Source organism: Peribacillus sp. YIM B13472, assembly GCF_042788005.1.
Taxonomy (GTDB): domain Bacteria; phylum Bacillota; class Bacilli; order Bacillales; family DSM-1321; genus Peribacillus; species Peribacillus simplex_E.
In genome coordinates, this window is sequence record NZ_JBHZPG010000023.1 from 36,765 (window position 1) to 57,067 (window position 20,303).

The 20,303-nt window shown below is 42.4% G+C and carries 19 protein-coding genes; 5 read left to right on the forward strand and 14 right to left on the reverse strand.

Features of this window, described 5'->3' with window-relative positions:
- Positions 1 to 56: 56 nt before the first annotated feature.
- From ACFX4I_RS17195 to ACFX4I_RS17215, 5 genes are all read right to left on the reverse strand, one after another.
- Complete coding sequence (locus tag ACFX4I_RS17195; protein WP_230301997.1) at positions 57 to 599, reverse strand: helix-turn-helix domain-containing protein; 543 nt, start codon at positions 597 to 599, stop codon at positions 57 to 59.
- Between the two features lie 170 nt (positions 600 to 769).
- Positions 770 to 2,155 carry a protoporphyrinogen oxidase gene (locus ACFX4I_RS17200; protein ID WP_377421964.1) on the reverse strand — a complete coding sequence of 462 codons (1,386 nt, stop codon included), beginning with the start codon at positions 2,153 to 2,155 and terminating at the stop codon, positions 770 to 772.
- A gap of 179 nt (positions 2,156 to 2,334) precedes the next feature.
- Positions 2,335 to 2,853, reverse strand: coding sequence for a GNAT family N-acetyltransferase (locus tag ACFX4I_RS17205; protein ID WP_309519524.1), 519 nt, complete (start codon positions 2,851 to 2,853; stop codon positions 2,335 to 2,337).
- Positions 2,854 to 3,011: 158 nt separating this feature from the next.
- The gene (locus tag ACFX4I_RS17210) at positions 3,012 to 5,045 is read right to left on the reverse strand and encodes a Na+/H+ antiporter (protein WP_230302000.1); all 2,034 of its coding nucleotides are present in this window, start codon (positions 5,043 to 5,045) and stop codon (positions 3,012 to 3,014) included.
- A 297-nt stretch (positions 5,046 to 5,342) separates the two neighbouring features.
- The gene (locus ACFX4I_RS17215) at positions 5,343 to 6,233 is read right to left on the reverse strand and encodes a diacylglycerol/lipid kinase family protein (protein WP_230302001.1); all 891 of its coding nucleotides are present in this window, start codon (positions 6,231 to 6,233) and stop codon (positions 5,343 to 5,345) included.
- Between the two features lie 511 nt (positions 6,234 to 6,744).
- Here ACFX4I_RS17215 and yhfH (ACFX4I_RS17220) point away from each other — a divergent pair.
- The 5 genes from yhfH (ACFX4I_RS17220) to yhfH (ACFX4I_RS17240) are packed head-to-tail and all read left to right on the forward strand — an operon-like array spanning position 6,745 to position 7,564.
- Positions 6,745 to 6,879: a protein YhfH gene (gene yhfH / locus ACFX4I_RS17220; RefSeq protein WP_098372155.1), complete on the forward strand. Its 135-nt coding sequence runs from the start codon at positions 6,745 to 6,747 to the stop codon at positions 6,877 to 6,879.
- 43 nt (positions 6,880 to 6,922) lie between these two features.
- Complete coding sequence (yhfH, locus tag ACFX4I_RS17225) at positions 6,923 to 7,060, forward strand: protein YhfH (protein WP_202317005.1); 138 nt, start codon at positions 6,923 to 6,925, stop codon at positions 7,058 to 7,060.
- Between the two features lie 29 nt (positions 7,061 to 7,089).
- The gene (gene yhfH / locus ACFX4I_RS17230; RefSeq protein ID WP_251435914.1) at positions 7,090 to 7,227 is read left to right on the forward strand and encodes a protein YhfH; all 138 of its coding nucleotides are present in this window, start codon (positions 7,090 to 7,092) and stop codon (positions 7,225 to 7,227) included.
- Positions 7,228 to 7,256: 29 nt separating this feature from the next.
- Positions 7,257 to 7,394 (forward strand): protein YhfH, encoded by a 138-nt coding sequence (gene yhfH, locus ACFX4I_RS17235; RefSeq protein ID WP_377421967.1) that lies wholly within the window; start codon positions 7,257 to 7,259, stop codon positions 7,392 to 7,394.
- 29 nt (positions 7,395 to 7,423) lie between these two features.
- Positions 7,424 to 7,564, forward strand: a complete 141-nt coding sequence (gene yhfH, locus ACFX4I_RS17240) for a protein YhfH (RefSeq protein ID WP_098371755.1) — start codon at positions 7,424 to 7,426, stop codon at positions 7,562 to 7,564.
- 108 nt (positions 7,565 to 7,672) lie between these two features.
- On the opposite strand, the gene ACFX4I_RS17245 is transcribed toward yhfH (ACFX4I_RS17240), so the two are convergent.
- From ACFX4I_RS17245 to ACFX4I_RS17285, 9 genes are all read right to left on the reverse strand, one after another.
- On the reverse strand, positions 7,673 to 9,307 hold the full coding sequence (locus tag ACFX4I_RS17245; RefSeq protein WP_309519526.1) for a PucR family transcriptional regulator: 1,635 nt from the start codon (positions 9,305 to 9,307) through the stop codon (positions 7,673 to 7,675).
- Between the two features lie 166 nt (positions 9,308 to 9,473).
- Positions 9,474 to 9,689 (reverse strand): hypothetical protein, encoded by a 216-nt coding sequence (locus tag ACFX4I_RS17250; protein ID WP_144529503.1) that lies wholly within the window; start codon positions 9,687 to 9,689, stop codon positions 9,474 to 9,476.
- 18 nt (positions 9,690 to 9,707) lie between these two features.
- Positions 9,708 to 11,192: an NCS1 family transporter gene (locus tag ACFX4I_RS17255; protein WP_377421969.1), complete on the reverse strand. Its 1,485-nt coding sequence runs from the start codon at positions 11,190 to 11,192 to the stop codon at positions 9,708 to 9,710.
- 42 nt (positions 11,193 to 11,234) lie between these two features.
- Positions 11,235 to 12,653: a dihydropyrimidinase gene (gene hydA, locus ACFX4I_RS17260; RefSeq protein ID WP_283932471.1), complete on the reverse strand. Its 1,419-nt coding sequence runs from the start codon at positions 12,651 to 12,653 to the stop codon at positions 11,235 to 11,237.
- 14 nt (positions 12,654 to 12,667) lie between these two features.
- Positions 12,668 to 13,954: an NAD-dependent dihydropyrimidine dehydrogenase subunit PreA gene (gene preA / locus ACFX4I_RS17265; RefSeq protein ID WP_309519527.1), complete on the reverse strand. Its 1,287-nt coding sequence runs from the start codon at positions 13,952 to 13,954 to the stop codon at positions 12,668 to 12,670.
- Between the two features lie 26 nt (positions 13,955 to 13,980).
- Positions 13,981 to 15,339 (reverse strand): NAD(P)-dependent oxidoreductase, encoded by a 1,359-nt coding sequence (locus tag ACFX4I_RS17270; protein WP_377421990.1) that lies wholly within the window; start codon positions 15,337 to 15,339, stop codon positions 13,981 to 13,983.
- 694 nt (positions 15,340 to 16,033) lie between these two features.
- Complete coding sequence (hflX, locus tag ACFX4I_RS17275) at positions 16,034 to 17,299, reverse strand: GTPase HflX (protein WP_309519529.1); 1,266 nt, start codon at positions 17,297 to 17,299, stop codon at positions 16,034 to 16,036.
- Positions 17,300 to 17,573: 274 nt separating this feature from the next.
- A complete protein-coding gene (locus ACFX4I_RS17280; protein ID WP_230303261.1) occupies positions 17,574 to 19,697 on the reverse strand; it encodes a heavy metal translocating P-type ATPase in 2,124 nt (707 codons plus the stop codon).
- Complete coding sequence (locus ACFX4I_RS17285) at positions 19,690 to 20,061, reverse strand: ArsR/SmtB family transcription factor (protein WP_098371746.1); 372 nt, start codon at positions 20,059 to 20,061, stop codon at positions 19,690 to 19,692. The genes ACFX4I_RS17280 and ACFX4I_RS17285 overlap by 8 nt, the downstream gene beginning before the upstream one ends.
- Positions 20,062 to 20,303: the final 242 nt, after the last annotated feature.

A 20,303-nucleotide genomic window follows, 5' to 3' on the forward strand; every position in this document is an offset into this window, starting at 1 on the left:
TCCCTCTCTCCATTACCTTACTCATCAATCTTCAACGATTGCATTTGTTTTGAATTCTATAAGTATGATTCCGTCACCACGAGTAATAACTCTGACGGACCTTCAAAATCATTGATGATTTGATGTTCATCTGAGGCATGAAAATAAATCGATTCCCCTGCCTTGACAAAATACGTGTGTGTACCTAGCTTTACAATGACTCTTCCGCTTAATACATAACCGAATGTTTCCGACAAGGATGGTTCAAACTGTTTGAACTCCCCTTTTTCCTGGAGAGTCAGCCGAATAGGTTCCATTTCCTTTTCATTCGATTCAGGCACGAGCCACTGGATTTGATACCCGCGTTCTTCATCGATGAAAAATGTTTGTGCTTCTTCTTCATAAACCACTTTTTGGACTTGATCCTCTTCATCGAAGAACTGCTTCGGCTTGCAGCCGAGTACTTCTAAAATATTGAAAAGAGTTTCAATTGAAGGGGAACTAAGATCCCTTTCCAACTGTGAAATATATCCTTTGCTTAAATCCGTTCTTTCCCCCAATTCTTCCTGGGTCAATCCTTTTTTCAAGCGAAGGTTCTTTATTTTTTTTCCAATTTGCATCTCATTACCCTCAATCGGTTTACTTATAGTAAACCCACAGTAGATAAAGTTTTATATAAGTAAACTTTCAGTTTAATTTTTCGAATTTCATTATACAGGAAATGCGGGAAACTTCAAACGGAATTTCCAGGCGTGAATAAAAAAAGAACCGCCACCTGGCAGTCCCCCTTTTACAACTTCAGACAAATCTCTTGCGCTTTCTTTTCCCCATCTGCAATACAGTCCGGTATTCCGACACCATTGTATGAACAGCCCGCAAGTAAAACATTCGGATAATTCTCGGAGATTTTCTCCTCCAGTGATTGAACGATTTGAGGATGTTTAATATGATAGTTCGGCATATTTTCATGCCAATTCGTCACTTCACTCGTAATTGGATTCCCGGAAATGCTTAAACTGCTCTTAATGTCGCGTAAAGCCACCTGGATCAATTCCTGATTTGTAAGGGACCGTAATCGTTCATAGTCCGGACTAGAGCTTTTATAAAAAAGCCTTACCAAAAGCTGACTGTTTTCAGAAGTATGCTCCCATTTCCGGCTTGTCCAGGTACATGCATTGCAGATCAAATCACTATTATCACCTGCAATGAAACCTGTCCCGTCTTTAGGAAGCATGCTGTCCGGGATATCGAATCCAAGATAAACGCTAATCATCGAACTATTGATCAAGCCGTCGAAGTCCTCATCCAACTCCCGATCACCCAATAATTTCTGGGCAACTGTATGCGGTGTACTCAATACGATGAAGTCCGTTTCCAGCGTTTCACCGTTTGCCAATGAAATGATGTACCTTCCATCCAAACTTCCAATTTCATCCACACTTACCCCTTTTAAAATTTCCACCATATCGAGGCTTTCCTCAATTCGATCAACCAATGTTGATAAGCCATTTTTAAACGAAAGGAATTTTTTATTTCCCTTGCTTTGGTATTTCTGCTTATTTTCCGATAGACCGCGTATTATACTGCCATATTCATTTTTATAATCCAGCATCTCTGGCAGTGTTTTGGCAATGGTCAATTCATTTAATTTTCCTGAGTAAACACCCGAAAGGACAGGTGATATCTGCTTTTGCACCAATTCCTTACCTAAGAAGCTTTCAAGAAATAAACCAATTGAGTCATTCTTCGTAAACGTCTCATTTTTTGTATAGAAATCCTTTAAGGCGTCAACCTTCCCTTGGGCGGAAACCAGATCGCTTTTCGCCAGCGACTCCAGGCTCATTGGTATTCCGAATAGGGCATCCTCGGGGATTCCCTTCAGCATCCCATCTGTATGGATGTATGATTTTCCCGTCGCATTATAGACAACTTGATCCTCTAGGTTCAATTCCTTAATAAATGGTTTTAAATTTTGTTTCCTGGCGACAATCGAATCGGCACCCGCTTCAATTTTAAATGGACCATCGTGCACAGTCCTTATTTTACCGCCTAGTTCCTCATTTCCTTCTATTAATATCAATCGTACGGAGAGATTCCTCGCTTTAACTGTATTTTGTAAATAATACATGGTTGATAAACCGGTAATTCCTCCACCTACGACTACGACTGTTTTCATTAGGACTACACCTCGATTAACGAATTTTGCATTAAGTAAAGTGTACCATAAGGCAGCGGCATTATTAAAAGCGGCCCTTCTAATTCATTGGTTTCGTAATGAAACCTGTAACAAATTGGACAAAAAAAGACCTCTCCTCTTGGAAAAGTCCAGATCAAACGATATTAGTTATTCGTTTCTTATTCCATATCCTTGTTCATCGTATCTAATCTATACTCCATTATCTCCATCCACCCGCTTCTGCCTTCTTTTTGAATCCCTGTATCCTGATACCCCGTTTTCGCATATAGCGTTTTTGCAATCACATTCATGACGTCCACTGCCAGAATGATCGAATCCTTGTTTGGAAAAATCCCTTTTGCGAATTCCGGAAGGATTTGCAAGGCTTTCTTCGCAACCCCTTTACCTTGATGCTTTTGATCAACAAGAAATCCACGGAGTAATATCGCTTTTTTATCATTGGTGAAAGGGGTGATATTCTCGCCAATGTGTAAAACGAAAAAACCAACTGGAATACCCTCATCCAATATTACGATAGGATGCCTGTCGCAATCTTCCCGGCAATGTTTCAGTGACTCTTCGGGCAGAGCAGAAAAGGGGGTTTGTGTATCCGGTAAATAAAACTGGGAAAGCAGGTGACGATGTTCCGGTAAATAAGGCGTTAAGATGATGGTCTCGATTTCTTTGTCCTGTTTCATTAAACACACCCTCTTACATCAATTATTTCTTTGTCCTGTTTCATTAAACACACCCTCTTACATCAATTATTGGATACATTAATGATTCGATGCCCCGTCCGATATTCCCTTCACAAACCGCAAGGAGCACTGCCGAATATACCGGCAGTGCTCCTTAATTAATGTGTATTTTCATTGATTGTTAGTGCTTCCCGTAAATTGATTTGCTGGCGGAGTATGTTGGCAACATCTCGGGAAATTTCTCGTTTTTCAAACATATCCTGCACTTCGTCCCGTTCAGCCTGGATCGCTTTATAGAAAAGCTCTCTTTCATAATCGGCCATTTTACTCGGGGTCCTGCCTCTATTTTCACGTTTGCATTTTAAAATCAGCACTTTATACTCATCTATGATCATCGAGGATGTCTTATGATTATCGGCAGTAATTCCGGCTTGTATCTCTTGGATGGCAGCTTTATACATCCTGATTTTAAGATCCCTGACCTTTTCCAATCTCTTAAGATTGATTTTTCTTATTTCACTTTTATTAGGGAAAAATAATTTTAAAACCCTCAGCATACTTCTTCTGAAAAGCGTTACTGACCTGAAAAAACGGAACTTCAGTCGATTTGTTACGGCACCTTCCATACGCTGGATGTATTCCTTGCATATATACGCCGTCTCCCGGTCCACTTTTTCATCCTTAATAAGCTTATCCAGGAATCTTTGCTCCGCTTCAAGGGCCTTAAAGCGAAGATCCTTCTCTTCTTCCCTTAATGCAGCTGGTTCTTTCTCCTGTTCTACATAGGACAATTCATTGATCTTCGTACAGTACCTCGATATGATCGATAAAGCCGCTTCCCGATTTTCATCAGTCATTTGTGACTCAAGCACCCGAATTGCAGCTTGATGTGAGTGAATGACAGCAGCTTTCGTTTTGTCAGCCTGCTTGTCCACCACTTCCTCTTCTTCGGACCGAGCCACGATTGGCAGAAATACACTCGCAACAATCAAGGTCAGCAATATGACTCCTGCTGCAATGAAGATGATTAACGAACGCTCAGGAAAAGGACTTCCATCCGCCAATACATACGGGATCGAGAACGAACCCGCTAACGTTACAGCTCCGCGAACACCGGAAATGGTAATGATTCCGGCCGCTTTGAAGTCCGGTTTTTGGGCGCCTGCTTTTTTCGTCATCCAGCCAATCGACCAGGCAGCCGTAAGCCAAATGAATCGTAAAGCGAAGAGGAAAAGTGTAATGACCACGATATAAAGGATCACTTGCCCATTATTGAAGGCTGGATCTTGAAAGATCGTTTTCGCAACGCTTGGGATTTGCAAGCCAAGCAAAACGAATACAAGACCATTCAATATATATAAAATGACGGACCATGTACTTCTTGAAACGACCTGAAGTTCCACAGTTGGTGATATTTCCCGATCTCGTTCAATGGCATGGACAATTCCCCCAGCCACGACCGCTAAAATCCCAGAAAGGTGGAAATGTTCCACAGCGAGGAAAATAATAAAAGGAGTTAGGATTTGGATCAGCATATGCATCGTGACGTCTTCCATCCCTAAACGGCGAAGAACTACACGAAGCCTGATAATGATGAAAGCAAGTATTGCTCCACCTACAAACCCGCCAATTGCAATCCATATGAAACTGAAGGTTGCATCGACTAAGGAGAAAACACCAGTGACTGTAGCCGCAACGGCAAACTTAAAGGCAACTAGACCTGAGGCATCATTCATTAGCCCTTCTCCTTCGAGAAGGTGCATGATGCTCTTCGGTAACTTGACCCGACTCGCCAAAGCGCTTACTGCCACAACATCTGTAGGTGACAAAATGGCCGCCAAAGCGAATGCTGCCGGCAATGGAATCGAAGGGATCATCCAATTAATTAAATACCCGCCTGCCCAAACCGTTATGAATACAAGGCCCAGTGCAAGCATTAGAATCGGTGCTCTCAACTTCCATAGTGCTGTTCGGGGTACATTTTTGCCATCATTGAATAATAGGGGCGCGATGAATAACAGCAAAAACAATTCCGTCTCCATCTCAACATGCATACCCAGGGGTAAAAGTGCCAATATGACACCCAGTGTTATCTGTATTAATGGTACAGGTATAAAGGGTATAAAATGGTTAATTACATTAGACACTCCAATCAATATAAGAAGAGCTAATATAACAAGAAAAAACTCCATACAAACATCAAACTTCCTCTCTCATCTATTCTCATAACTATAAGCGTAACATATTTATACCCATTCATTCATGCATTAACTATTCTAACCTAGAATCCTCCTGAATAATGATACCTGGTTTAATATCATGTAGTTCGAAGTGATTGGATGTTTATAAAATCAAATCCATCAACAAACTGGGGTACGCATAAAACAGAAAAAAGCTGATTGCCTAACCATAATCAGCTTTTCCCGCATGATGAATGAAAATGGTCTTTGTGAAAAGACACCCCACATAAAAAGCTGGGACTAAGAAACTTATTTAGTTCCCGGGACAAAGAGACGAAGATGTTTGTGCAGTACATTTGCCTGGAAAGGAAGACGGATGCCTTCATCGCCATCGATATTGACTGCTAGTTCCTCTGATGTGGCTAAATGGAGCTTGGATGTTTTAATATATTCAACTTCGTCATGCCCCTTGATCTCTCCCCTAATTAAACTGGGAATGATCTTGACGATGAGAGGAAGAGATAAATCCTTAATGATGAATGTGTGCAGCTTTCCATCATTCACTTCCGCCTCTGGGGCAAGTTGTTCGAAACCGCCGACAGAGTTAGTCATTGTTGCAATTAGTAAATGTGCCTCGCCCATCCACTTTCCCTGATCATGTTCAACCGTTAAAGGAAATGGAGTCTTTTTAATGATCGCTTTTGCTCCTTCAATGAAATATGCAAAAGATCCCAGACGGGTTTTTTGTTCAACGGTAACATTATAGGTAGCCTCGGCGATCGCCCCTACTGCCAACACATTCATGAAGTAACGGTCATTGATCTTCCCTATGTCCGATTCCTTAATATGCATATCCTTTAATATCTCAATGGCTGCATTGGGATTCAGGGGTATTCCCAAAGATCTCGCGAAATCATTAATGGTTCCTAGTGGAATGATTCCGAAAATAGGCCGATGTTGCTGCTCGCCCAAGCCATTCACTATCTCATTCACCGTTCCATCCCCACCCATGGAAATGACAGCATCGAACCTTTCTGCACAGGCCTCCTTAGCAAAATCCGTAGCATCCCCCTCTCCTTCCGTTTTACAAACACTTACCTCATCATAAATTTCACCAAGTGCCTTTTCCGCTTTCGGCAAAATCTTTCCTGCCTTTTCCTTACCTGAAGATGGATTGATGATAATCATCGCTTTCGACATATGCTACCTCCCATTATTGTACTTCTACTAGCAAATTACCTCTTTAATGATGTACTAAAACCACACGGACATTTTTTCTGATTGTTAAATAAGCATTTCCCCCAGTAATTTACAAATAATCGCTGCCACTTGAATTTTGCCGTCATTTTAAAACAAGCTCTTATTTGTTACATGGACTGTAAACAGGCATTCACTGATCACTGAACTTTCCTGTTCCACATCTGTTACATTAATACCTATCTCAATCAATTGAAAATCGTCTGTCCCTTTCGCTCACTCTTTGTTTTTTCCTTTCATAAAAAGCATGATTTCTTCCATTCTCTACTTGCCGTGAAGAAAAATACAAAAATAAATTGATGATAAATCCCTTTCCTATAAGGTTTTCACACTATCCGCAAAAAAAATTGAAATTTTCTGTAAAATACCTATACATTTTCCAAATTCGGGTATATACTGTATTATAACAACAAGCAACCACATAAAACTGTACTACAAAGAGGGGGAGCGAGACATGCAAGCAAATCAATCAGATTTATTCATAATCGATTCATTTAAACATTGCCCTGAGTGTGGTGAAACACATGTGGACCACTCAGATTCCTATCTGATGGAATGCGATCGCTGCCTTTCCAAACGTGAAGAATAAAACGGTCGGAAAATATATCTAACATTAAAAAGGAGGAATCATCATGCAAATGAAAAAGTCCATTGAGTTTTTTAACAATATCCCTGCTAAACATTGCCCCGAGTGCGGTGACCATATTATTGAGCACACTGAGTCCTACTTAATGGAATGTGACCGCTGCCTTTCCAAACGCGAAGACTGATTAAACCAATAAAAAAAGGAGGAATCATCATGCAAACTATAAATCCACTGGAATTCTTCAGGACTCTGCCGCCTAAACAATGTTCGGAGTGCGGAACCCATATCACAGAACAAGCTGAATCCTACTTAATGGAATGTGACCGCTGCCTTTCCAAACGCGAAGACTGATTAAACCAAATCAAAAAGGAGGAACCATCATGCAAACTAAAAACCCATTGGAATTCTTCAGGACTCTGCCGCCTAAACAATGTTCGGAGTGCGGGACCCATATCACGGATCAAGCTGAATCCTACTTAATGGAATGTGACCGCTGCCTTTCGAAACACGAAGAATAAATTAAACCAGATCATAAGGAGGAATCATCATGCAAACTAAAAACCCATTGGAATTCTTCAGGACTCTGCCGCCTAAACAATGTTCGGAATGCGGGACCCATATCACGGAACAAGCTGAATCCTACCTCTTGGAATGTGACCGCTGCCTTTCCAAAAAAGATGAATATTAGTATAAGATGCTGACATCAAGTAGCTATATAGGCCAATTTGATGTCAGCATTATTTCCTTGCATTCAAAAAAGGATGTCCCCTGGACACCCTTCAGCCGTACTTATTTTTCATCTCCCAATATATTTGTCTACATATTTTCCACTTATCTGCCTGCTGCTGTATTGTAAGAAATCCAATGCAAAAATCATGAATTCAAGGCCTAGACGCTTATCTGAACGCATAAAATCAGAACCTAGCAGTTTCTCCAATTTTTCAAGCCTATGGTATAGCGTTTGCCGGACAATGAATAGTTGTTTCGATGTTTCCTGTTTGGAACCGTTACAAGCAAGATAGGTCTTCAAGGTAGGCATTAACTCACCATTGTTTTGCTTGTCATATTCAATGACCGGACCTAAATATTCGTACACCGTTTCCTCCAGATTACCATGTTTATTTATGAGCGAAATCATGCGATGCATATGTAAGTCCTGATAAAAGAAGCTCCTGTTATCCTCTGGTAGTGTATCCTGAAGCAGCAAAGTCTCACGGGCCGTTTCATAACTTTTATAAATCTCACTCAACCTTTGAACATGCTTTCCAAACCCAATGGAAAGCAGACCCATGCGATTACGCCCGCTTACATCCATTTTCATGATTCGATCGACCGCGCTTATAACCCTTGATTTCCAATCTTCAGATGAACGATTATCACCTAAAATAAAAACAAGATGCTGATGTATTTCCATGGAAAATATCTGAAAGCCGTACTGTTCAAAAACTGTTCTAAACATTATTTTAAAATAGGTTCCATCTAATTTTGTGGAACTTTTATTATATTTTGGGTGTTGTTTGCAAATGCAAACAATTCCGCCATCCAACTGCATTTTCGGATCAATATAGGAAAGTCTCTCCCGGATTGCTTCGTCACTATATTCACCTTCAATCCAATTTGTAAGCCATTTACTTTCTTCCGACATTTTCTTTTCTTCTATATATAACTCCCTTAATAGATGCTGTGCCAATGCGGTAGCCGTTCGATCCAAGATCAGTGAATCAAAATCAGTCAACTCTCTGCCGTTGCTGCAAATGAGCAGTTCCGCATAATTTTCACCGAGCACTTGAATCGGCTGTCCAAGAACGGTTTTATCCAATTTCCGCTTCTCTTCGTATATGTCCGCTACCATTTGAAAGGTTATTTTTTTCTTGGTTTTTGGAATGCTGGCTATATCATTTTCATTAAAGATAAGAATAACCTGTACATTTAAATAGCTGTGGAGAAATTTTAGAATTGGTTCATAATGGTCAATTTCGAGGAGATTTTTATTTAACTGCTGGGAGTAGTTTTCTAAGTTGGAGATCATCTGATATTGTTTATTGATGATAAGGGAATGAATATCCTGCGTGATTTCTACGAAAGGGACTTCTTCATGAAATAGGATGATAGGGAATTGCCGTTCATTTGCGAGATCAATGGCACATTGCGGCACGGCCATGGTGTCTGCGCCAACCTCTATACAGAGTCCAGCTGCATCGCATTCTATTAACTGTCTTAAGTAGGATAGAAATGTGTCATCGCAATCTTTCCACCCTAAACCGGTAGTCAGAATCAGCTCATTTCCATTTAACAAATGGCTGATTTGGGTGACTTCCATACAGTGTACCCACTTCACTTGACGCTTTATCCCACCGCTGCCTGCAATTATATCCGTCAGATTAAAATGCTTGCGTGTTAGAATTTCCTCGATTGTAATCGATGTATTCATCCGTCCACATCCTTTTATAAAACTGCTTTAAAATCTATTATAAACGGACAACCCTTAAATCTCCAGACAGTTGTTAGAAAATCTAACGTCAAAATTCTACAAAAAACTCGAACAGCTACAAGTAAAAGGACCCATTCGTGAGGAATAGGCCCGGTCCATAACCATTTCAATGCAATTTTTTTACAAGCAATGTAGAGAAGTATTTCCTTCCTTCCGGGGTTTTGATGTTCAATTGCTTCCATTCCTGCTTCGTTCCTTCAATCAGTTCAAAATCGAGAAAAGCTCCACTTAAACTTTCGGAAACCCGGGTGATTCGATATCCTCTTTCAAGTAAAAAATCGATTTGTTCCCTTTCTAAGCGATACTCTTGATATTCGGACATTTCCATTCCCCCCCTTTTTCATACGTTCTCCTTGCCGGGTGAAGCCGTAAAAACCATCTCTTCCTCAAGTTCTGTACCTTTTCCGATTTCCCAATCTCTCCCAACTGAAATCCCTAAATATTTCTCATCGCTTGGATCAACGATTTCAGCTTGTTCATATTGCTTGAACCACCAATACTTAGCTAATATATAATAACTTGCACCGCCGAGAAGAAAGCCGATAATAAACGAATAATTTGAAAAAATCGTGGCACCGATTCCTCCAATCACCCAAGAAATGATTCCTGCCCAATTCACTCCATTCAAGTATTTATACTGGCCTTCACTCTCATAGAGTTCTTGTACATTCACTCTCCGTTTACGGAGGAAATAGTAATCCGCTACAAGGATGCCGACAATGGATGCCAGGATTCCACCTATTATTAATAAAACTTCTATTATGATGCCGAACAGGCTCCACGGCTGAACTACTATCCCAATAACCCCCGCCACAACGACTCCCGCCCAAAATGGCATTTTAGGACCCATGACATTGGAGAAAATGGTAGCCGCGGGAATGACATTGGCCGTAGTATTCGTCGACCATTGAGCGAATACGATCATGATTAAAAGGACGCCGAGAGCAATTCCACTTGCTGATCCCTGTATGGCAACTACAGGATCATAATTGGAAACAGCCATATAAGAAACGGCTCCGATGGTCACCATGAACGTCTGCGTGATGGGATAGGTGATAATATTCCCAATTATTTGCCCCTTATTGCGCTTGAACCAATTTTTTTCATTTTTTGGTGCCTTTATATAGCGGGAAAGCGTGGGCATATCTGCAGTCAACGTGCCCCAAAATCCCATATTAGCCATGATGACGACCATGAAAGCCGTGGCGGCAGCCCCGCCAGTGACCGGACTTTCAATCCAGGACCATACATCTCTTCCTTGGGCCACTGCCTGATCGGATAGAGTGAAATACATCCAGCCAGAAATTAAAATGATAACGGGCGCCGCCAAGTCGGCGAATCGTTCTATCGACTTTATTCCCATTGCCGTGTTGACCAATTGTAAAACGGCAAAAATGAGGAAGCATATAAACCAATTATCAAAGTTAAACAAGGTTGTGAAGATAGCGTTCATTGCAGTGGCTCCAAAGTAAGTATTGAGGCCGAACCAGCATGACGCTACAAAACCCCGTACAACCGAAGGGATGTGGGTGCCAATCGTACCGAACGGCGCCCTCATATAGACCGGGAATGATATTCCATGTTCAACACCAATATCCCCTGTCATTGTCATCAAAAAGCCGAGAACCACACAGGCAATGACCGTTGCAAGAACGACCCAGCCTAAGGATAAACTTTGAACACCGTTCCCACCGATTGCGAAGGCGGCCAATACTACAGCCATGCCCACCCAAATGAAACCAAATCCGGCTGCACTTATATTTTTCTCACTATGAGGTATAGGCAGCAAATCGGGAGACTTTAAATAATCTTTCTTCTCACTCATAGAAAATCCCCCTAAATTAATTTGCAAGATTCCTTACCGAAGTTAGACTGGAAGCTTTTTCCCGGTATCCGGCTTCAGCGCCGCATTATATTTTGCCCGTTTCAGGAATTGCCCTTTTCCAGCTTCGCCTACAAATTGTTTGTCTTTAATGACGAATTGACCTCTCGATAAAACGGAAACCGGTTCACCTGTAATTTCCATACCTTCAAACGCATTATAATCCACAGCCATGTGATGAGTATCAGCAGAAATGGCCCTTTCAACTTTCGGGTCAAAAATGACAATGTCAGCATCCGAACCTACTGCAATCGTCCCTTTCTTAGGGAATAATCCAAATAGTTTTGCAGCACGCGTAGAGGTCATGTCGACGAATTGATTCAAGGTAATACGCTCTTTCATGACCCCTTCAGAGAAGAGGATGCTCATTCGGTCCTCAATCGTTGGGCCACCGTTCGGTATTTTCGTGAAATCTTCACGTCCAAGTTCCTTTTGTCCCTTAAAATCAAAAGAGCATTGATCGGAACCAATCGTTTGCAGCTGTCCCGTTTTCAAAGCATTCCATAGTACTTCCTGGTTTTTCTTCTCCCTTAACGGCGGGGACCATACATACTTAGACCCTTCGAAATGGGGCTTTTCAAGATAAGACTGGTCAAGAACCAAATATTGCGGACAAGTCTCCCCCCAAATATCCACCCCTTTATTTCTTGCCTCAGTGATCTTTTCCACCGCATCTTCACAGGTGACATGAACCACATACAGCTGACCATTTGCCATTTCCGTCAGTTTAGCTGCACGTCCAGTTGCTTCCCCTTCAAGCTCAGGAGGCCTTGTCAGTGCATGGTAAATTGGATCGGTGTTACCTTCAGCAAGCGCCTGCTTTGTAAGATAATCGATGACATCACCATTTTCAGCGTGAACCATGACAAGTGCGCCAAGCTCCTTTGCTTGCAACAAAGTGCGGTATAGCGTGGCATCATCAGCTTGAAAAACATTCTTGTAAGCCATGAACACTTTAAAGGAAGAAATTCCTTCATTATCGATGATACTTGGCAACTCAGCCAATACATCATCATTAATCTCACTGATCATTAAATGAAAACCATAATCTATGGCCGCTTTTTCATTGGCCTTTTCATGCCATGTTTCAATTGCTTTCTTTAACGGCACTCCTTTTTCGGTCAGACAAAAGTCGATGATCGTTGTCGTGCCTCCATATGCAGCAGCAATCGTACCCGTTTCATAATCATCCTTCGTCGTTGTCCCTCCAAACGGCATATCGAGATGGGTATGCGGATCAATGCCTCCCGGAAAAATATAAGCGCCTTTTGCATCAATGATTTCAGCCCCCTCAGCCGGCAGGTCCTTGCCAATCATTGCAATCTTCTCATTTTCAATCAATATATCCGCCTGATACGTATCTGCAGCGGTTGCAATCGTTCCATTTTTAATGATTTTCTTCATCTTCGACCCCTCCATCATTTTACGAAATCAACACTTTCACTGCTTATGCCCCCAAGGAACGACTGGCGTTCATTCCATGTCATTGGCGGTAATTCATTTGCCAATTCGATCATATCGATCGCCCCATCGACCGGACAGACGATCGAGCAAAGATTACAGCCTACGCAATCTTCTTCACGCACTCTCAAGAAGGATCTGCCTGACGAGTCCTTTAACATATCTATACATTGATGAGATGTATCTTCACACGCAATATGACATTTATTGCAGTTAATGCACACATCATTATTAATGCGCGCAACGACCTTATAATTAAGATCTAAATTCCCCCAGTCGGAATAACGCGGTACGGACTTACCGACAATATCCATCACAGAAGAAATCCCTTTTTCATCAAGGTAATTGGACAGGCCATCAATCAAGTCTTCTACTATTCTAAAACCGTGATGCATGGCAGCCGTACAAATTTGAACTCCAGTCGAACCCATCAATAAAAATTCCACCGTATCCTGCCAATTTGAAATGCCGCCTATTCCGGAAATGGGAACATTGATCATTTTATTCCTTGCACACTCAGCCACCATATTCAAAGCAATCGGCTTCACGGCGGGACCGCAATACCCTCCGTGAGCCCCCTTGCCGCCTACATGGGGAATCGTATTCCATGAATGGATGTCCACTCCTGCCAAGCTGTTGATCGTATTGATCATGCTTATTGCATCCGCACCGCCGCGCACCGCCGCTTCAGCCGTAACCGTAATGTCGGTTATATTGGGTGTAAGCTTGACGATGACGGGTTTGGATGCAGCTTCCTTCGCCCAGTATGTTTGCTTTTCCACAAGTTCGGGAACCTGTCCCGAAGCAGCTCCCATCCCACGCTCTGCCATACCGTGCGGGCAGCCAAAGTTCAACTCGTAACCATCGACCCCTACATCTTCTATACGTTTGATGATTTCATGCCACTTTTCCTGTTGTGGCTCCACCATCACCGATGCAATGATTGCATGATCAGGGAATCTCTTCTTCGTTTCATATATTTCTTTCAGATTCACTTCAAGGGGACGATCCGTAATCAATTCTATATTGTTGAACCCGGCAACTCTCTGTCCATTAAAGCTGACCGCTGCAAAACGTGATGAAACATTCAGGATGGGATCACCCAATGTCTTCCAAACAGCTCCGCCCCATCCAGCTTCAAATGCGCGCTGGACTTGATAACCCGAATTAGTAGGTGGTGCTGAAGCAAGCCAAAAAGGATTGGGAGATTTAATACCTGCAAGATCAATTGATAAATCAGCCATGATAAGCCTCCTAATTTCCATAGTTATTAAGCAATATCCACCGCTTCGCCATTCAAAATCGAGTCGATTTCATAGGCTGTCTTCTTCCCTTGCTGGGCAGCTGAAACAACCATTGCCTCACCTTGTCCTTTTCCGAAGATCACATCACCGCACGCAAAGATCTTTTCATTCGATGTCTTGTAGGAATCACCCTCCAATTTTACGACACCATCATCATGTTGAATGCCGAACTGTTCAATCAATCCTACATATCTGGATTGGCCTATAGCACGAATGACCCCATCGACCTGTATCACGAACTCTGATCCGGAAATTTGGACTGGCCGGCGCCGGCCATCTTCCCCCGCCTCGCTAAGCACCATCTTCACGCACTCGATGCCCGTAACCTGACCGCTTTCATCCGAGAGTATCCTGGATGGGGCAGTCAGCCAGTGAAACCCGACACCTTCTTGTTTGGCAAACTCATATTCAAAATCATAGGCTGTCATTTCCTTTTGGGTACGACGATAAATAATGCTCACCTGTTCGGCGCCCAGGCGTACAGAACAGGTCGCGGCATCGATCGCCGTGTTTCCAGCCCCTATTACCGCCATCTTCTTCCCAAGGAATTTATCAGTGATTGCCCCTGTTTTCGTTGCTTTTACGAAATCGATTGCATCATAAACTTCAGCCAAATCCTCCCCTTCAATTCCAAGCTTAGGAACATCGGACATGCCGATCGCTAAAATGACCGCATCATGGTCGGCAGTCAGCTGATTTGCGGAAACATCCACCCCTACCCGTGTATTCGTTTTAATAACAACATCCAAACTCTTTACTTGTTCGGCTTCCCAATAAGAAATGCTCTGAGGTAACCGGAATGATACAATTCCGTAAGTATTTAATCCGCCTGGATTCTTTTCAGCTTCGAAAATGGTTACACTGTAGCCAAGCAAGGCTAACTCCCTTGCTGCAGACAAACCCGCCGGACCGCTTCCTACAATGGCAACTTTTTTGCCATTCTTCTTCCCGGCCTTGAATAGGGCTTGTTTATTTTGGATGGCCCAATCTGTGGAGTAACGCTGGAGATTGCCAATCATGATTGGCTTTGTAGAATGGTTCAGGACACATGCCCCCTCACATAGCTCTTCAGTCGGACATACCCGCGCACAGCTGGCACCGACAGGATTGGCTGTCATGATGGTCTTGGCCGACCCTTTAAAATTACCAGAAGCTATCTTCTTAATAAAACCTGGAATATCTATTCCGGTCGGACAGGCTTGGATGCATGGGGCATCATAGCAGTATAAACATCGATTCGATTCTTCCAAAGCTTCCCTTGGGGATAACCCCCTCTCCGCTTCCTGAAAGTTAATCTCCAGATCACCTTTTAACGGGCTCGTCATACTCATCCACTATTTCTCCTTCCAAACATTTATTTTTGAAAAAGGGAGGAATTGCATGCATTTCTCTCTACTGCCCTCATATTTAAACGATTGAAAGCACATGGTTTTCATCCATTTATTCAACTAACAGTCATGGCGATTTCCCAGCCAAAATTCTCTCGTTTTGTTTATTATTTTCTATCATTCTCTCACTGGTCACGCCTCGGTCCCTGCTTCCTAACACAAAAACCCCCCCTACTAATCTTAAAAACTCAAATCCTGATGATGAATCAAAGAATTGAGTATTCTTTATTTTATAATGTTAAAAAGTAAGTTACATTATACAAAGTGTAAAGTATTTCCATATGCTAGATATGCAATATGTAATAATCATGTTATATTTCCTAACAATAAGTGATAAACATCGTCATTTTTCTACATTCAAACTTACTTTTCATCATACTTATTGATATTCTTTGGATGGTTTGTTCTGAAGAACTAATTATCAACACTTTGTCCACATAAAAAAAACCCCGGAAACTCATATCTTGGTTTCCTGGGTCTTTTCACTTTTATCCACAACTTATTCACATATTATATGGCGATATTCTCTTTGTTTTTGCAGAACGGAGGCATTCCACCAAAAGTTATCCACATTATTGAATCGACTTTTCCACTTATCAACAAACTGTTAACGATTTATCAACAGGCAGGTTCATTCCGGATGAATAACGTACCGTTTATATTTCTCATAATCCGTTTTCTTGCACTCAAGCTTTATTCGATATCCGGTTGCCTCATATTCTGTTTCGGTTATGTGACCATTTTCATTGAAATAAGAAACCAGCTGTCCTTGATCAAATGGAATCAGCATTTCACAGTGAGTATAGTCGACAAAAATATGCTTGCGAATTTGATCTATCAATTCCTCGATGCCAACTTTGTTTTTTGCTGACATATACACAGAGCCACGATTCACCTGAGGGATATCCAAATCGGTAAGGTCGGCTTTATTATAAGCAAAAATCGTTGGAATCCCTTTAATGCCTATCTCGTTTAAAGTCTTATCCGTTATCTCTATTTGCTGCTCATGATTAGGATTGGAAAAATCGGCAACATGGATCAACAGGTCCGCTTCTACCACTTCTTCCAATGTGGATCGGAATGCTTTCACGAGATGATGGGGCAATTTAGACACAAACCCCACTGTATCCGTCAATAAAAATTCCTTTTTATCCGGGAGCGGGATGTTTCGGACGGAAGTCTCAAGCGTAGCGAACAGCATATCCTTCTCAAACACCTGCTTCTCGGCTGTTGGATGGAACATCTCAATCAGAGCATTCATGATCGAAGATTTACCTGCATTTGTATAACCGACTAAGGATACGACAGGGATGGCATTCTTTTTCCGCTGTTTCCTCTGCGTTTGCCGGTGTGCAACAAGGTCTTCCAGTTCTTTATTCAAAACACTTATATTTTCCTCGATTCTCCTGCGGTCAAGCTCTAACTGCTTTTCACCTGCACCTTTGTTTGTACCGACCCCGCCACTCTGACGCCCTAATGACTCCCTCAAACCAACGAGACGCGGGAGCATATACTGAAGCTTCGCCACTTCTACCTGAAGCTGCGCTTCCTTCGTTTTCGCCCGATGCGCGAAGATGTCCAGAATCAAGATTGTCCGGTCGATCACCTTGCAATCCATGTCCCTCTCCAGATTACGAAGTTGCGAAGGGGAGAGCTGATCATTAAAAATGACGACATTAGCTTCTTTATACTCAACGAGATTTTTCACTTCCTCGATCTTCCCGGTACCGATAAAATGTGACGAGTTCACCCGATGCAAATTTTGTGTGATGGTCCCTGCAACCTCTACCTCGCATGCTTCCGTTAAATTGGCCAATTCCTCCATTGAATACTCAAAATCCTTTTGACCATTGAGATTAACTCCAACCAAGATTGCCCTCTGCTGTAATTCCATCATTTCAAATCCCTTCCGTACATACCTTACTCCCTATATTATGCTCAAACAAACCTATCATACTGCCTAAAAGCCAGCCACATTGTAGCATACCAGAAATTACTTGCATAACGATCGCTGCCCAAGTTTATCGGACTTCCTTTTACTATAAAAGAAAATTCAACAAAAAATAACAGGACCGATTAATTATTTCAAAGTTTCACATGAAACAATTGGAAGTCTCATAAATAAAAGCTCCCTGGTTCACCTTAAGATGCACCAGGGAGCCCATATTATTCTATTCCTTTATTCTCAATATCCTAAGACTATTCAATGTAACTAATAACGTCGCACCCATGTCGGCAAAAATCGCCATCCAAAGTGTTAACCAGCCCGGTGCTATCAATAATAAGGCCAGGATTTTAATCACCAATGAAAACGTGATGTTCTGCTTAATGATTTTTAATGTTTTGCGGCTTAAGCGGATTGTATAAGGCAGCTTCGATAAGTCATCACCCATTAAGGCAATATCGGCCGTTTCAAGGGCCGTATCTGTACCCGCCCCGCCCATCGCGATTCCCACCGTGGAAGCTGCCAAGGCCGGAGCATCATTGACACCATCGCCTACCATGGCCACTCGATCATATTTTTGTTTCCATCGTTTGATGATGGTCAATTTATCTTGTGGCAATAGCTCCGCCTCGATCTCATGAACGCCAGCTGCCGCCCCAATTGCTTTAGCTGTTCCGATATTATCCCCGGTCAGCATGATCGTTTTTTCAATGCCCAATGCATGCAGTTTCCGAATTGCTTCCTTACTGCTTTCCCTTATTTCATCAGAAACCGCGATGAGTGCCAGGATCTTCACTTGATCGCCAAGCACCATCACCGTTTTCCCTGTATTTTGAAAGCCGCTGATTAATTTAAGCACATCATCAGAGAAAACTAAACCTGCCTCTTCTTCAAAAAGGTGGGGTTTACCAATGTAATAGATTCCTTGATTGATTTTCCCTTTTATACCTTTACCGGTGATCGCAGTAAAATCCTCTACCAATAAAGAATGATAGTCCACATCGTGGTTTTCCGCCTTTTGAAGAATGGCCGTGGCAAGGGGGTGCTGTGATCTGCTTTCTAAAGCAGCAGCGATAGCCAGCACATCCTGTTCATTCAACTCAGCAGATAACACTGTGAAATCAGTCACTTCAGGTATGCCCCTTGTTAAAGTACCCGTTTTGTCAAACGCAATCGCCTTTAAGGCTCCCGCTTCCTCCAAATGGACCCCGCCTTTAATCAGCACTCCATGTTTCGCAGCATTTCCGATAGCTGTCACAATGGCGATGGGCGTAGAAATGACCAAAGCACAAGGACAACCGACAACAAGTACAGCCAACCCCCGGTAAATCCATTCACTCCAATCCCCGTTCATCACAATCGGGGGCAACACGGCAATGGCCAAGGCAATGAGCATAATGGCCGGCGTATAGAATTTTGCGAATTTATCCACGAAGGCTTGGGAAGGTGCCTTTTCGGCCTGTGCTTCTTCAACAAGGTGGATGATTTTTGCAATCGTCGTATCCTCGACTCGCTTCGTGACCTCCACTTCGAGCAACCCTTCACCATTTAAGGTTCCGGCAAACACTTCACCATCAACCGTTTTAAAAACCGGCTCGGATTCCCCAGTAATGGCTGCTTGATTAAGTGTCGAGGCCCCTTTCATGATCCTGCCATCCATGGCAAGCTTTTGACCCGGTTTAACGATCATGATGTCGCCCACTTCAATCTCATCAACAGCAACCATCATTTCGTGATGCCCCCTACGGATCAAGGCTTCTTTAGGTGCGATGTTCATTAATGATTCTATAGAATTACGGGCTTTATCCATCGAATATTTTTCCAGTGCTTCACTTATCGCAAATAGGATGACGACAGTCGCCCCTTCGCCCCATTCACCAAGCACGGCCGCCCCGATGATGGCAACCGTCATAAGGGTGTGCATATCAAAGCGAAGCCTGACAAGATTCTTCAATCCATTGACAAATAATGAATATCCCCCAACTATGATTGCAGCCGCATACCCGATTACCGGCATGATGCTTCCATCAGCATATCGATTATCCAATATCCAGCTGATCAGCAATAGGATAACCGAGAACACCACTTTTATATTTTCTTTTTGCTTCCAAAATGGTTCCTTTTGCTTCACCTGTTCCTGTTCACCGCGGATTCTTAGGTTATCAAAAGCACCCGCCTTTTCAATCTCTTCGATAGTCGTACTGCCCTGTACAGAAATCTTCGAAGCACCAAAGTTGATTTTGGCATCCTCCACACCCACTAGTTCACGGACATTGTTCTCAAATTTAGCTGCACAATTAGTGCAGGATAGACCTTGGATACGATATGTTTTTAATGGGGACTCAGCCATCGACCCTTACCTCCTGCTGATGTTCTAATGCAATGAGAATTAATTGCTTTATATGGTGATCATCCAAAGAATAAAAAGCCAACTTTCCTTCTTTTCGGTATTTTACGATTGCGTGTTTATAAAGGGTACGAAGATGATGTGACGTTGTCGCCATCGAAGCACCAATGATATTGGCCAGATCGCACACACACAATTCCTCGTCCTTACAGAGCGCATAAGCTATCTTCGCCCTATTCTCATCGCCTATAACCTTAAACAGCTTCGACATGCTGGATAAATTCACCTGGCTCATTTCCTCTTGAATGCGATTAACCTTCACTTCATCATGCAGGTGGACATCACATATATCTTTCAGTTCCGTCATCTTCTCACACCTCTCATTCAAATCTGTGTTTGATTATAATATAACATAATTCCCTGAATATTCAAATCCATATTTGAATGTACAAGAATCTTTTCTCCTTCCTCACAAGCGGCTTAGTGAAAGTGCCTATATGTCTTTATATGTGGGCCATCGTTTTTTGTTTCACTTCGCAGTCGTTCCCCTGGAATTTTGCTGAACACAAAGGGCAGGCTGTCCTCTTTCCAGGGACTCCATGAATCTCC